This is a genomic window from Lysinibacillus sp. G4S2 (genome assembly GCF_030348505.1).
Taxonomy (GTDB): Bacteria; Bacillota; Bacilli; order Bacillales_A; family Planococcaceae; genus Lysinibacillus.
In genome coordinates this window covers 5,386,312-5,399,794 of record NZ_JAUCFJ010000002.1, presented here as the reverse complement: position 1 = coordinate 5,399,794, position 13,483 = coordinate 5,386,312, and the positions used below count along the sequence as shown (strand labels likewise).

The 13,483-nt window shown below is 35.1% G+C and carries 13 protein-coding genes; 7 read left to right on the top strand and 6 right to left on the bottom strand.

Annotation, left to right across the window (positions count from 1 at the left end; translation table 11 throughout):
• The first annotated feature begins 2 nt into the window (after window positions 1–2).
• Window positions 3–842 carry a CheR family methyltransferase gene (locus QUF91_RS27570; RefSeq protein WP_289419964.1) on the top strand — a complete coding sequence of 280 codons (840 nt, stop codon included), beginning with the start codon at window positions 3–5 and terminating at the stop codon, window positions 840–842.
• Window positions 843–907: 65 nt separating this feature from the next.
• On the opposite strand, the gene QUF91_RS27565 is transcribed toward QUF91_RS27570, so the two are convergent.
• Window positions 908–2,047, bottom strand: a complete 1,140-nt coding sequence (locus tag QUF91_RS27565; RefSeq protein WP_289419963.1) for a SpoIIE family protein phosphatase — start codon at window positions 2,045–2,047, stop codon at window positions 908–910.
• Between the two features lie 155 nt (window positions 2,048–2,202).
• A complete protein-coding gene (locus QUF91_RS27560; RefSeq protein WP_289419962.1) occupies window positions 2,203–3,210 on the bottom strand; it encodes a hypothetical protein in 1,008 nt (335 codons plus the stop codon).
• Window positions 3,211–3,596: 386 nt separating this feature from the next.
• Here QUF91_RS27560 and QUF91_RS27555 point away from each other — a divergent pair, with 386 nt between their 5' ends.
• Window positions 3,597–4,853 carry a GNAT family N-acetyltransferase gene (locus tag QUF91_RS27555; protein ID WP_289419961.1) on the top strand — a complete coding sequence of 419 codons (1,257 nt, stop codon included), beginning with the start codon at window positions 3,597–3,599 and terminating at the stop codon, window positions 4,851–4,853.
• 23 nt (window positions 4,854–4,876) lie between these two features.
• Here QUF91_RS27555 and psiE read toward each other — a convergent pair whose 3' ends face one another.
• The gene (gene psiE, locus QUF91_RS27550) at window positions 4,877–5,332 is read right to left on the bottom strand and encodes a phosphate-starvation-inducible protein PsiE (RefSeq protein ID WP_285395314.1); all 456 of its coding nucleotides are present in this window, start codon (window positions 5,330–5,332) and stop codon (window positions 4,877–4,879) included.
• A 367-nt stretch (window positions 5,333–5,699) separates the two neighbouring features.
• On the opposite strand from psiE, the gene QUF91_RS27545 reads away from it, so the two are divergent.
• From QUF91_RS27545 to QUF91_RS27535, 3 genes are all read left to right on the top strand, one after another.
• Complete coding sequence (locus tag QUF91_RS27545; protein ID WP_285398117.1) at window positions 5,700–7,166, top strand: IS1182 family transposase; 1,467 nt, start codon at window positions 5,700–5,702, stop codon at window positions 7,164–7,166.
• 116 nt (window positions 7,167–7,282) lie between these two features.
• Window positions 7,283–7,420 carry a hypothetical protein gene (locus QUF91_RS27540; RefSeq protein WP_289419960.1) on the top strand — a complete coding sequence of 46 codons (138 nt, stop codon included), beginning with the start codon at window positions 7,283–7,285 and terminating at the stop codon, window positions 7,418–7,420.
• Between the two features lie 96 nt (window positions 7,421–7,516).
• Window positions 7,517–7,738, top strand: a complete 222-nt coding sequence (locus tag QUF91_RS27535; RefSeq protein ID WP_285395312.1) for a phosphate-starvation-inducible protein PsiE — start codon at window positions 7,517–7,519, stop codon at window positions 7,736–7,738.
• 418 nt (window positions 7,739–8,156) lie between these two features.
• Here QUF91_RS27535 and guaC read toward each other — a convergent pair whose 3' ends face one another.
• A complete protein-coding gene (gene guaC, locus QUF91_RS27530; protein WP_285395311.1) occupies window positions 8,157–9,140 on the bottom strand; it encodes a GMP reductase in 984 nt (327 codons plus the stop codon).
• Between the two features lie 288 nt (window positions 9,141–9,428).
• Here guaC and QUF91_RS27525 point away from each other — a divergent pair, with 288 nt between their 5' ends.
• On the top strand, window positions 9,429–9,848 hold the full coding sequence (locus QUF91_RS27525; RefSeq protein WP_289419959.1) for a VOC family protein: 420 nt from the start codon (window positions 9,429–9,431) through the stop codon (window positions 9,846–9,848).
• Between the two features lie 57 nt (window positions 9,849–9,905).
• Here the strand turns inward: QUF91_RS27525 and QUF91_RS27520 are convergent, their stop codons facing one another.
• Window positions 9,906–11,855: a methyl-accepting chemotaxis protein gene (locus QUF91_RS27520; RefSeq protein WP_285395309.1), complete on the bottom strand. Its 1,950-nt coding sequence runs from the start codon at window positions 11,853–11,855 to the stop codon at window positions 9,906–9,908.
• Window positions 11,856–12,084: 229 nt separating this feature from the next.
• Here QUF91_RS27520 and QUF91_RS27515 point away from each other — a divergent pair, with 229 nt between their 5' ends.
• Window positions 12,085–12,459, top strand: a complete 375-nt coding sequence (locus tag QUF91_RS27515) for a VOC family protein (RefSeq protein WP_285395308.1) — start codon at window positions 12,085–12,087, stop codon at window positions 12,457–12,459.
• A gap of 113 nt (window positions 12,460–12,572) precedes the next feature.
• On the opposite strand, the gene QUF91_RS27510 is transcribed toward QUF91_RS27515, so the two are convergent.
• The gene (locus QUF91_RS27510; RefSeq protein ID WP_285395307.1) at window positions 12,573–13,319 is read right to left on the bottom strand and encodes a hypothetical protein; all 747 of its coding nucleotides are present in this window, start codon (window positions 13,317–13,319) and stop codon (window positions 12,573–12,575) included.
• Between the last annotated feature and the right edge of the window lie 164 nt (window positions 13,320–13,483).

Genomic DNA, 13,483 nt, shown 5'->3' with positions numbered 1-13,483 from the left:
CTATGAATCAATTTCAGCCTTTTGAGCAAAAAATGCATAGTGATTTAGAAATTGATTTTTTACTAGAGGCTATTTATCATTTATCAGGATTTGATTTTCGGCAATATAATCGTTCTACCATATCGCGAAGAGTTTATAATAGTATGCAGGTGAATAATATCCCAACGATTTCTCGTGTGCTTGAAAAAGTAATACACGAAAAAGGGTTTTTAGAGCAACTATTGAATGATTTTTCTATAAGTGTTACTGAGATGTTCCGTAACCCTAGCTTTTTTAAAGCTTTCCGTCAAGAAGTTATACCGTATTTAAGAAATTATCCTGAAATACGGATATGGCACGCAGGATGTGCCACGGGTGAGGAAGTCTACTCTATGGCTATTTTGCTACAGGAAGAAGGGTTACTCGATAAAGCTGTTTTGTATGCTACGGATATGAACGAACAAGTATTGGAAAAGGCAAAAGAAGGAGCGTTCCCAATTTACAAAATGCAGGCATATACTAAAAACTATATGCTTGCAGGTGGCATTCATGCTTTTTCCGAATACTATAAAACAGAAAATCAATATGCCTATTTCCATCCGACACTGTTACAAAACATTATATTTGCACAGCATAATTTAGTGACAGATCAATCATTCAATGAATTTCATGTCATTATGTGCCGAAACGTTTTAATTTATTTTTCATCTGGGTTACAGAACCAGGTTCATCATTTGTTTTCCGAAAGTCTAAGTGATAAGGGGTTTTTATGCCTAGGAGATAAGGAAACACTAAGATTTGAAGATATTATTTCAAAATATAAAGAACTCGTAGATCATGAAAGAATATATCAGAAGGTATAGTGAGATAAAAAAATGGCTGTCGCCTAAGCTTCTTTAGCTTAAGTGACAGCCTTATTTTATGTAGTTTAAGCATGTGCTTGAATCATTACTACACACATATCATCTGGTTGATTTTCTTGCTGCTCCTTAGACAGTAAATTGTCAATTAGGCGTTGAGAAAAATCCCATTTCGTAGATGCTAGTGCTTGCAATTGCTTCTCAGATTCTATTTCACATGGTCCCATCGCCTCTAACACACCATCTGTAAATAAAATAATTTGTACATTCTCGTTATATTGAATGAATTGCTTTTGTACGTCGATCTCATCGAAAAAGCCTACTGCACAGCTTCCTTGATTTAATGGTACGAGTGTCTTTTCATCAACTAGAGCATAACCAGAAGGATGGCCGGCGTTCACGTATTCAATTGTTTTTTGTTTTGTATCGATCACTAAATAAATCGCTGTAAAATAAAAAAGATTTCCCTCTTTTCCGTTTTGTAAAAGTGTCATATAACGGTTTAACTCTTTGATAACTAATTCAGGTTCTACCAATTGTTTAACAGCTTCTCTTAGGACCGAGGAGATAAACATACAAACAAGTGCTGCAGAGATACCATGTCCCATCATATCAAGCAAAATGATGGCGTATCGATGATCGTTTATTTTATGCCAATAATACATATCCCCAGCTAAATTAGAGGAAGGAAGATAGGATACTTCTATTTGAATATTATCCTCATTTATAGGGGCACTTAAAAGGCTCCTTTGAACATGTGTTGCTAAATCTAGTTCATATTGTATTTTCTTTTCTTGCTGAGTGTGCCAATCTAATTCTGCTTTCAATCGTAAAGCAACGCGCATTCTAGCAAGAAGCTCAGTTTTATTTATCGGCTTTGTAATATAATCTACTCCTCCGATATCAAGTGCTTCTGCGAGCTTGTTTTTATTGTCTAGAGCTGTGACAAAGATAATTTGAATATCTTTTAATCGTTCATTTTGCTTAATACGTTTACACGCTTCGATACCATCTATTTCAGGCATCATAATATCTAATAAAATTAAATCCACTGAATTTCCTTTTGGATTGGGTGCATCTAACTGTAAATAATCAAAAAGCTCATAGGCAGATGTTAGAGAAATACAGTTATCATAACCTGCATTTTTTAATACATTTTCAATTACAAATAGATTGACTTGATTGTCATCTACAAGAAGAATTGTCATAATTATTTCCCCTTATTCTGTTTGAATTAGTGCAGATTATAACTCTCAACTTTAATATTATACAAAACATTAGAGAACAACGGTATGAGTATCTTAATAGGTAATAAGGAAAGAGCCGACATAGAACAAGGAGAGTCAGCTCTCAAAATGTAGTTTCAAATTTTAGCCTTTTTAAAGCCACTATAAATATCGAATGCATTTGCTATGATGGTAATAGCAATGCTGATAAATAATATTCGATCTATAGCAACAAAAATTTTAGCAGAGGTCGTTTCAGTAATCGCAGCGATATAAGGTATTGCCGGACGGTGTATGAAATCAGGGTGAATAACCATGAAGATAAAAACAATGATTCCTATACATTGAAGAATGGCATTCGCTACGGCAATTAACATAGTCCATTGACCGGCCTTCATTTTCCAGAACGTTAAAGCTAAACTTAAAGCTATCCAAAATAAAACGATTGGTGCAAAGGAGAGTAAGACATCTTGATTAAATATAGGCATAACAAATTTCAGACCGCCTTTATTGTGAGAAGTATAGATTCCTAAAAGGTGATTAGCATTAAAATAGACAAAGGAGAAAATAACGATACCTAAGAGACTAAAAATATTTTCATTAAGTGAAATCGTTTTTTCTTTAGGAATGATTTTAACTTTTGTTAAATCATCAGGTGTCCATTTTGGATGTTCTTTTATAATGGGTATTCGAATATTATTTCTGCCAGATCGTTCAATGATAATGAAAGTTACTGTAATCCAGAACAGTACGTAGATGATTACTGAAATAATATGAGCGATAGTTAGAGAAAAAGTTTTGATAATGGCAGTCAGAAGCGCACCTTCTCCGTTATAAAGCGCAATACTTTCTATTATCTGTACAATCACTGTAATAAGAATTGCCCAAGGAATAACTAATTTTATTGTCCTAATATAAGTGTCAAACACTTTAGGACTGATTAAAAATCGTGGCGTATCTTGATAGCTTGCTGCGACTTCTATAGGATTTCCTAGCTTTTTGAGCACTTCCTTAATATCTGATTCTGAATAATCTTCAGGTAACATATCTTCAATAGTAGATTTTAGTTCTAGACTGGTTTCATCACGTTTTTCTTTGCGGATCCTTTTAGTTACTTCATGAATATATGCATCAATCAGGTTCATTCTTTCATTCTCCCTTCAATAATTCCTGCAATCCTAAGTCCACTTTTTGAGTTGAGCTATATGTGCCCAACAGATAATATTTCTGAGCTGTACGTTTTATGCCTTAATTGCTGAGGCAACGAGAATAGTGTACTCAGTTCATTGTTCCTTCCGACTTGCTCGAGATGCTGAATAAGGAACGATGTATGGAGTTGACTTAAAATAACAAGCACTAATAATCCATTGAGTATACCTTTAATAAGGGGCTTTCCTTAACCACCTCGGGTTTTAATACTGTCAACATACAGTACTATTTGCGTGTGGTAATATATGTTATTATCAAGACCTGAAATTAATGATGAAAAGAGCGTGCCTTAAAATAAATTTAGTGTAGGGTGGGGATGTATATGAAGGTCATTGAAAAATTATTGAAGGAAGAAGATTTTATAAGTTTTGTTGATATTGTGGTCGGTGCTTATCCGGGAAGGATGGGTAGTTTACAGCCGACAAAAGAGCAGCTAAAAACACTGTTTATGCACAATCAAAACAATGTGGCATCCATTCATTATTTTGGGCTATGGGAAGATAACAAACTAGTTGGTGGCATGCGACTTCATGATTATGAAATGAACCTTTTCTCTAAAATGATTCCAGTCGGGGGAGTTGGACTAGTTGCAGTTGATTTACTCCATAAAAAAGAAAAGGTCGCCAAAGAATTAATAGACCATTTTTTTAAGGTTTTTTTAGAGAAAAATGTTCATTTTGTTGCTTTATATCCGTTTAGACCTGACTTTTATAAAAAAATGGGCTTTGGATACGGACCGAAAATGCATCAATATTTAGTGGAACCATCAAGCTTTCCGAAAGGGCCAACAAAAAAACATCTTACGTTTTTAACAGTACAGGATCAGTATAAATTAGCAGATTGCTATAAAAGAGTAGCAGCGAAAAAGCACGGTATGTTTTTTAAAACCGAATCGGAGCTTTCATCAATTTTTAACAACCCACAACACTATATTATTGCTGTTGAAAAGGAAGATACAATACAAGGTTATATGGTATTTTCTTTTAACAAGCAAAGTGAAACGAATTTTTTACTTAATAATCTAGTCATTAAAGAATGGATATATGAGACACCAGAGGCTTTATTAGAGCTAAGTACGTTTTTAAATAGTCAGGCGGATCAAGTGAATCGTATTGAGTGGAACACACAGGAAGAAAATATTCACTTCTTTTTAGGAGATGTACGAAATGGAACAAATCATTTAATTCCCAGCGTCTATCATGCAAGTACTGTTTCTGGTGTTGGCTTAATGTATCGTATTATCAATGTTAAAGGTTTTTTCGAGGAGCTAAAAACACGTAATTTTAATGGTCAAACAGTAACTTTTAAACTTACAGTATTTGATTCGTTACTAATTGAAAATAATCAGCAAATCGTAATCGAGGTTATCAATGGTGAAATGAAAATTTTTGAATGTGATAACTATGCTGTAGAAATGATGATAGATATCGCAGAGCTTTCTTCTCTTGTAATGGGTGTTGTTACGGTGCAAGAGCTATTTATGCTCAGTAAGGTGAAAATTAGTGATGAACAATATTTACATGTACTCCATCAATTCTTCTTTGTTTTTGATAAACCAAGATGCATTACAGCATTTTAGGGAAGCCCAAAATAGGCATCCCGTTATTGTTCTTTTTTTATAAAAAGTGATGAACGTACAGGTCGTTCTAGTGGCGTAATATTAATAATAAAATAGCTAATAATTAATATTAAAATAATAAGTGAATAAATTAAAGTGTTGATAGGGTGGTCATGCTCTACGATAATTAATCGAATCATGGCTGTAATACCTATATATATAAAGTACCTTAGAGGAAAATGATAATTCTCTTTAAAATATTTAATAATCATTGTGATAAATTCAAAATACAAGAAGAAAATAAGAATATTAGCGAGGAAAAGTTTATAGTCACCGCCGCCTTTGTTGAAAATTAATATTTTAAGAAATTCGATAAGTTCTTTGAAAAGCAGGAAGGATAAAATGAGCGCTAGAAGCACTAGGCAAACATTCAAAAACAACTGTAAAGATTTCGGCACAGCCTTTATTAGTTGTAAATATGTCGAGTTCTTTTGGTTCACAGAATTCCTCCAATCTTGTAAATCGTCCTAAGTGAAAATGGAAAAACTAAATATAGAACAAATAATCATATGATTGAGCGTCATCATTTTATGATTTGAATATAACATTTTATCGTAAATGTACGATCATTTATTTGTAAAGTTTTGGTGTATATTGGATTATCACCAAAAGCTGTGGATGATATTTGTTTAAACGTATGTTATGTATATAGGTTGATTGGAGTGGAGGATGGGCGACTCCTTGGGGATCAGCGTCGAGGGCACTGAAAAAGTGGTTAGATAAAGGAAGTAGCGAATTTTTTCTCTACTTCCTTTTCTTTTTCATCTATAATTATTAGTATACTGTTCATTTTAGGTGGTGCTTTTTATGCTTTCCAAACAAGAAACGCTTGCTCTTAGTCCTCATATGGCAATCTATGATTTAGTTGTGCCAAAAGATAATATGCTTCGTCAAATGAAGGAATTAATTGATTTTACTTTTGTTTTAGAGGAATTAGAGACTAAATATTGTCTAGATAATGGTCGTTACGCTATTTCACCTATTCGTATGTTCAAATATTTATTACTTAAGGCAATTTATGATATTTCTGATGTTGATGTAGTAGAACGTTCTAAATATGATATGTCCTTTAAATATTTTTTAGATATGGCACCAGAAGAAGGTGTTATTGAGGCAAGTTCTTTAACAAAATTCCGTCGATTACGTTTACAAGATGTCCAATTGTTAGATTTACTCATTCACAAAACCGTAGAACTAGCTATTGCACAGGGTGTTTTAAAAAGTAAAACATTGATTGTAGACGCAACACATACGAAGGCACGCTACCAACAGAAGTCCCCGAAAGAGTTTTTACAAGAGAAATCAAAACAGGTACGAAAAGCCGTGTATCAATTCGATGAAACAATGAAATCAAAATTTCCCACTAAACCGACTTCTCAAGATATCCAAAAAGAAGTGGACTATTGTCACCAAGTCATTCAAATAATAGAAGAAAATAAGGCTATTGCTCAAATACCAAGTGTACAAGAAAAAGTAAATGTCCTCAAAGAAGTTATTGAAGATTATGAGCTTAAAATAAATTACTCAGCTGATCCTGATGCACGTGTCGGTTATAAATCTAAAGAGAATCCTTTCTTTGGTTATAAAACACATTTGGCAATGAGTGATGAAAGACTTATAACAGCAGTAGTTGTAACAACAGGTGAAAAAAGTGACGGGAATTATTTACAAGAGCTAGTAGAGAAGAGTGAGCAAGCAGGCATAGAAGTGAACACCATTCTTGGAGATACAGCGTATTCTGGTAAAGAGAATTTATTATACACAAAAAAGAAAGAGATTCAACTCATTTCAAGGCTACATCCTGTTATTACGAACGGTCAACGGAAGCAAGAAAGTAAGTTTGAGTTTAATAAAGATGCCGATTTATATGTGTGCCCTGCTGGACATTTAGCAAAGAGTAAAAGTATTAAAAAGCGTAAGAATTCCACGCAAAATACACAATTAAAATATTTCTTTGATATAGAAAAATGTAAAGTTTGTCCTTTAAAAGAAGGGTGTTATAAAGAAGGAGCGAAAACAAAAAGTTATTCAGTTTCTCTTCTGTCAAATGAACACATAGAACAAGAAGTGTTTCAGGAAACGGAATCCTTTAAACAATTGGCAAAAGAACGCTATAAAATCGAAGCAAAGAATAGTGAAATAAAAAACAGACACGGGTATAATCAAGCAAACGCCACGGGTCTATTTGGTATGCAAATACAAGCAGCCGCAACGCTATTTGTCGTGAATATGAAGAGAATTTTAAAACTAATGAACGAAAAAAGCAAAGAATAATGAAAGAAATCGGACGACCCCTTCCTAAAAAAGGATGAAATGGCGCCCGATATTTTTTTTGAGTTAAAAAATTTTAATTTTGATGAGTTTTTCAGTGCCCTCGATCAGCGTCACAGATGAGACCCTGCAGCGAAGCGGATGTTTTCTGTGCGAAAGCGAAGCGACAGCAACACGGTTTTTATCTGTGCGAAAGCGAAGCGACAGCAACAACAAAGCGCCCAGCCGGAGCGGAAATCAACCACACGTTATGGTGATGAGCCTATATATTGGCGAAAGAAAGTTTTCAAAATAAATTAGCTGTATGCTAAAATAGATGTGCATGAATATAAAATTTAAAAGGGGTTTTTAAAATGGCTAAAGCAGAAAAAACAGGAAAAATTACACCAGAGCGTTTAGAAGAAGCATTAAACGTACGTGATCGTCTTATTATCGAGTTACTAGTACAAGTACTTGATGAAAAGCTTGTAATTGAGCGCCCTGTATTACGTGAGCGTGTAGCAAACCTTGTAGACCTTTCTGATCATGATGAAGAATTAAAAGAAACAATCCACGCTGTTATTAATAAACTATAATCTTAAAGAAAATGCTACACGTAATCGGTAGCATTTTTTCTTTTGCTGAAAAGTTGCATATAAAATAAGAGAACTGCTCAGGTAAGAGCCAAAAGCACTTGGGTAGCCGGAAGCGTGATCGGGTAACGCTCCGAACTGCTCGGGGATGGAGCAAAAGTGATCGGGTATGCCGAAAAAGTGATCGGGTAGCGCCCAAAAGTGATCAGGTATGCCGAAAAAGTGATCGGGTAACCCCCGAACCGCTCTGGTAACCGTAAAAACTGCTCAGGTAAGAAGCAAAACTAACCTCAAAACAGCTCGCATACACCCAAAGAATTGCCCCACCAAGACTACCCAATACTCGGCTATTAGAATATCGAAATCCAAATAAAAACCCAAACAAGAATTCTTTCCACTCTTGTTTGGGCTTCCTTAATTTTTAGTATACTTTATCGCCATTAAATATAGAGTTTTTCACAATTACATAATCTACATTTCGAATAGCATCTAGTTTATTGCCGCCTGCATAGGAAATAGATGATTGAAGGTCTTGCTGCATTTCAACTAAAGTATCTTTAATGCTACCTTTATGTTCAACATACATTTTTTTACCTTCAACATTTTTGCGTTCACCTTTTTGGTATTCAGATGCAGATCCAAAGTATTCTTTCACCGTTTTACCGTCGATTTCGATTGTTTCGCCAGGTGACTCTTCATGACCTGCAAATAATGACCCAATCATCACCATTGAAGCGCCAAAACGAACAGATTTTGCAATATCACCATGTGTGCGAATACCACCATCAGCGATAATTGGTTTTGTAGCAGCTTTTGCACACCAGCGTAGTGCCGCTAGCTGCCAACCGCCTGTACCAAAACCAGTTTTGATTTTAGTAATACATACTTTACCTGGTCCAATACCAACTTTTGTTGCATCTGCACCAGCGTTTTCAAGTTCACGTACTGCTTCAGGTGTGCCCACATTACCAGCAATAACAAAGCTATTTGGTAGATGTTTTTTGATATGTTGAATCATACGAATGACAGCATTTGAATGGCCATGTGCAATGTCGATTGTAATAAATTCAGGCACTAAATTAGCAGCCGCTAATTCTTCAATAAATGGATACTCATCATCTTTTACACCAACACTAATTGATGCGATTAATCCACGGCCTTGCATATCTTTGATGAAATCAGCTCGTGTCTCTGGATTAAAACGGTGCATAATATAAAAGTAACCGTTTTCAGCGAGCTTCACAGCAAGACTATCATCGATAATTGTTTGCATATTTGCTGGTACTACAGGAAGTTTGAATATATGACCTCCTAAAGTAACAGAAGTATCACATTCTGAACGACTTTCTACAATACATTTTGCGGGAATTAGTTGAATATCTTCATAGTCAAATACGTTATCCATTATATACACTCCTAAAATACGAATATTTTTTAAGATTTATTTAATATTGTTCGTCATTTGGTAATTTACACGATTTTTGAGTAAATGTCAAAGCTTTTATTCAAATAAATAAAAATTAGCAGGATTTCTGTTATAGATGAAAAGTAAAAGTTGCAATTTTATGCATTCGTTTTTGCGGAATAATGATTTTTGTAAGCAGTTTTAAATCGGCTCATTTAAAATTTGTATTATTATTCGTTATCCATGTACAATAGAGTTGTTTCAAAAAATGCTAAAGGAGTGTTGGAAATGGCAGTAGAGGCATACTTAATTTTTAATGGAAATTGTCGAGAGGCAGTATCGTTTTATGAGAAAGTTTTTGAAACGGACAAGGCAGAAATTATGACGTTCGGCGATTCACCACAAAATCCAAATTATCAATTACCAGAAGAAGCTAAAGATCTTGTGATGCATACACGACTTTCGATTTTTGATAGTACTGTAATGTTTTCAGATACATTTCCAGGCTCACCGTTCACAATCGGAAACAATGTAACGTTAGCTGTTGTCTCAGATGATGAAGCTAAGATGCATAAAGCTTTTGAGGCTCTTAAAGATGGTGGAGAGGTTACTATGGAGCTACAAGAAACATTTTGGAGTAAATGTTATGGCTCACTTACTGATAAATTTGGTATTAAATGGCAATTTAGTCATGAGGACAATAAATAATAACAATGCTGAAAAGCACGATGAATGGGGAAACCCTTTTTCATCGTGCTTTCTTTTTTAGTATTTAAAACGATTTACATAGCTTTGTAATTCATCGGCCATATCGAGCAGTGATTTTGCGGCTACCGCCATTTCCTGCATCGAAGACAATGTTTGTTCAGTTGAAGCGGCAACTTCCTCTGACGCAGCTGCATTTAATTTAGCATGATCTGTTAGTTCGATAGCAGTTGCAGAAACTTCCTCGACTACCGCTGACATCTCCTGAGCAGACGCAGATATATCCTCCATTTTCGGGGCAATAGCGCGTAGACTCTTAATAATACTTGCGAATTTTTTACTCGTATTTTCTGATAGCTGTAAACCATCCTGGACATCCGCTGAAGCCTTAATCATAGTTTGAACAGATTTTGCCGTCTCCTGCTGAATGCCAGTAATGAGTGCAGATATTTGCTCTGCCGATTGATGGGATTGTTCTGCTAACTTCCGAACTTCATCGGCGACTACTGCAAAGCCTTTCCCATGCTCTCCAGCTCGTGCGGCCTCAATAGCAGCATTAAGGGCCAGTAGATTTGTTTGATCTGAAATAGTACTAATAATCTCCAAAATGGAACCAATTTCTTTTGTTCGATCATAGAGTGATTTAATCATCGTATCTGATTGTGTCACAGATTCATGGATTGAAATCATTTGGTTAACAGATTGTTCTACTGCTTGACCGCCCTCTTCCGCCAATTCGATAGCATGGCTAGATAAATCTGAAACCTGCAAGGAGCTATCGGCAACCTCAACGACTCCTTTTGCAATTTCCTCAATAGAAGCAGCATTTTGGTCAATACTTGTTGTTTGTTTTTCTGTACTGCTAGCAACCTGTTGCATAGCTTCAGTAACTTGCTGTGACGCAGCTATATTTTGTTCGGCATGCGCAGATAATCCATGTGCCGAAGTTTGTACATGTTGAGAGCTTTGATCGACGTTACAAATAAGTGTTTTTAAGTTAACCTTCATTGCGATAAAGGCTTCTCCCAACTGTCCAATCTCATCTTTAGAATGAGTTTCAATAAACTCTGTTAAATCGCCTTCACTAATTTTTATAGCACTTTGTTTAAGTCGATTAATCGGATTGACAATCGATTTTATCATGTAAAGCATAAAAATAATGCCAACAATAATGGAAACAGCCATAATAATTAGATTGATGTTAAAGGTTGAAGCAGCAGCATTTGCAGCCTCGGAGGTAAACATTGTACCGACAACTTTCCAGCCTGTTAGCTTATTTGTGACAAATTGTAGCTGGCGATCTTTTTCTATAATTGTTCCACTATCTTGTTCATACATTTTAGTAATATAGCTTTCTGTTGCCTCAGTGCCACTTTCTTTATCTGGATGGGTAATGTAGATTTTATTGCTATCTAAAAGTGAAGCAAAGCCAGTTTCTCCAATGCGTATATCATTCGTGATGGTACGTAGTGTAGATATATTTAAATCTAAACCTATTACCCCGGAGCCATCTGGTAAAGCCTTGGTAATCGTAAGAACGATATCACCGGTAGTCTGTGTAGTGTATGGAGCTGTAATGGATACTTGGTTTTTGTTATCTAAAGCGTGCTTATACCAAGGTCTTGTACGAGGATCAAAACCTTCCGGGTATTTTTGAGCAGGCTCGTCCAGTAGTCTGCCATCAGAGGTTCCAATATAAATTAGCTCCACCTCTGGATGCATGTTTATGTATTCGTGGAAAAGAGATTTAAGTTCTGAAATTTTACCTTCTTGTAAATAAGATTGATTAAGCTTTTCTGAAAAATATTGAATGTCTTTCACTTTGGGCTCAATCATGTTGTTAATATTCGTATTAAGCATGCGCACGCTTTCGGTTGCGCTTGCTTGATGTTCTTCCGATATTTGCTGTTCAGCACTTTGGTAAGATACAATTCCAATTAACAGTGTTGGGATGATAAGCATTGCTAAAAACGAAAAAATGAGTTTTTTTCTTAAACTTAGTTGTTTCACATGAATGATCCTCACTATAATATTATTTTTCTATACTTTTCCGTTGAAGGAAAATAATAGACGACTAGCTCATTTTATCAAAAATAAAATAAAAGTTAAGTATTTTGAAATAATAGAGTAGTAGTGATATCAATTAATATTTCGAAATTCTCCTAAAAACGATCATGAATATGACATATAAAGCTACTTTTTGATGTATACTAATGCTCAAAAGAGGAGGGAATTGCCCATGATTCGACAAATTGGACAAGTAATGCTATACGTAGATGACCAAGATACTGCCGTGAAGTTTTGGACAGAAAAAATCGGCTTTGTTGTAGTAGCTGACCAGGAAGAGTCGGGAGTGCGTTGGATTGAAATTGCTCCAACTAAAGATGCTCAAACTACTTTTGTTTTACACCATAAAGAAATCATTGCAAAAATGCAGCCTGAATTAAATTTAGGAACGCCTTCTATTATGTTTTATGCCGATCATATAGAACATCTATATCAAGAGTTTCAAGCAAAGGGCGTTAAAGTTGGAGATTTAGTCATGATGCCAATGGGCAGAGTGTTTAATTTCGCTGATCACGAAAATAATTATTTTGCATTGGTAGAAAAATAAATCACGGTTGTCCTATAAGAGAGATAATTAAAGGGGAATCTGTCCGATTTCGATCGTTTTATACAGAAATCGAGCAGATTCTTGCTTGTTATCCTATATAAATGCACAGTTATTTACGTTAAATCTTCTCCGAAAATCCCCACAGTTTGACGGTCAACTATAAATTCATTGCCGCTCCATTTCAGAATGTTTTCAACATCGCCTAATCTATCAGCATGGAATCTGCCTGCGATTGCCTGATAAGCTAAAAGCTCATATATTCCGTCACGCTCATAGTCCACTGGATACAATCCGCTGATCGGGTCAACCCATCCTTCAATAGGCTGTTTTAAAGTACCATCTTGATTATAAATTTCCGCTAAATAATCGTGCCCCTTATATTGTAAATCGATAATATATTGCTTTTTAGGATTCATACTACGGACGACTACTTTGTATTGATCTTGATAATTAACCGTGTACTTTAGCTTATTATTAAAAGATTCTGCATCAAAAATTGAACGTATTTTCCCGTTTATGGAGGAGAAGATTTCACCATTGATAATACCTCCACTGCCACCAGTATCAGAAATAGCTAAAATATCTTCTAGATGATTGCCAGTAAAGTCACCTAAAAATATAGTTGGATTATAGCCGCTGTTTTGTTTTAGCATTAATTTTTCAAATTGTTGAGTATTGCCGTAAAAAATAGTAAGCGTTAGGTTTTGCCACAAAGGGCTATCTGGCGTTTTAGTCCCCATCAAAAGAACCGTTTCAAGAGAGCCATCTCCATTAATATCCCCGAATTTCGTCTGAATAACCTGAGGAGCCATAGGTGAAATAGCAGTATTATTTAAAGATGGATTCATATTATTGGTCATACATACACCTCTTTCTATAGTTCTAGCATATGTTGTAAATATGACTTGGTGAACAAATGCTTATAAAACTAATAAAAAAACTTGTAATTAAGCCATTGACATTTCCAAATGTGGAAAGTATCATAAATGTCAACGAATCAGAAAATTCAGTACCAATCATAATC

Excerpts from the sequence above, each read along its gene's own strand:
- QUF91_RS27535 (WP_285395312.1), top strand. The coding sequence starts at position 7,517 with ATGGCTAAAGCAGAAAAAACAGGAAAAATTACACCAGAGCGTTTAGAA.
- guaC (WP_285395311.1), bottom strand. The coding sequence starts at position 9,140 with ATGGATAACGTATTTGACTATGAAGATATTCAACTAATTCCCGCAAAA.
- QUF91_RS27515 (WP_285395308.1), top strand. The coding sequence starts at position 12,085 with ATGATTCGACAAATTGGACAAGTAATGCTATACGTAGATGACCAAGAT.
- QUF91_RS27565 (WP_289419963.1), bottom strand. The coding sequence starts at position 2,047 with ATGACAATTCTTCTTGTAGATGACAATCAAGTCAATCTATTTGTAATT.
- QUF91_RS27510 (WP_285395307.1), bottom strand. The coding sequence starts at position 13,319 with ATGACCAATAATATGAATCCATCTTTAAATAATACTGCTATTTCACCT.
- QUF91_RS27560 (WP_289419962.1), bottom strand. The coding sequence starts at position 3,210 with ATGAACCTGATTGATGCATATATTCATGAAGTAACTAAAAGGATCCGC.
- QUF91_RS27570 (WP_289419964.1), top strand. The coding sequence starts at position 3 with ATGAATCAATTTCAGCCTTTTGAGCAAAAAATGCATAGTGATTTAGAA.
- QUF91_RS27525 (WP_289419959.1), top strand. The coding sequence starts at position 9,429 with ATGGCAGTAGAGGCATACTTAATTTTTAATGGAAATTGTCGAGAGGCA.
- QUF91_RS27545 (WP_285398117.1), top strand. The coding sequence starts at position 5,700 with ATGCTTTCCAAACAAGAAACGCTTGCTCTTAGTCCTCATATGGCAATC.
- QUF91_RS27555 (WP_289419961.1), top strand. The coding sequence starts at position 3,597 with ATGAAGGTCATTGAAAAATTATTGAAGGAAGAAGATTTTATAAGTTTT.
- QUF91_RS27540 (WP_289419960.1), top strand. The coding sequence starts at position 7,283 with ATGAGACCCTGCAGCGAAGCGGATGTTTTCTGTGCGAAAGCGAAGCGA.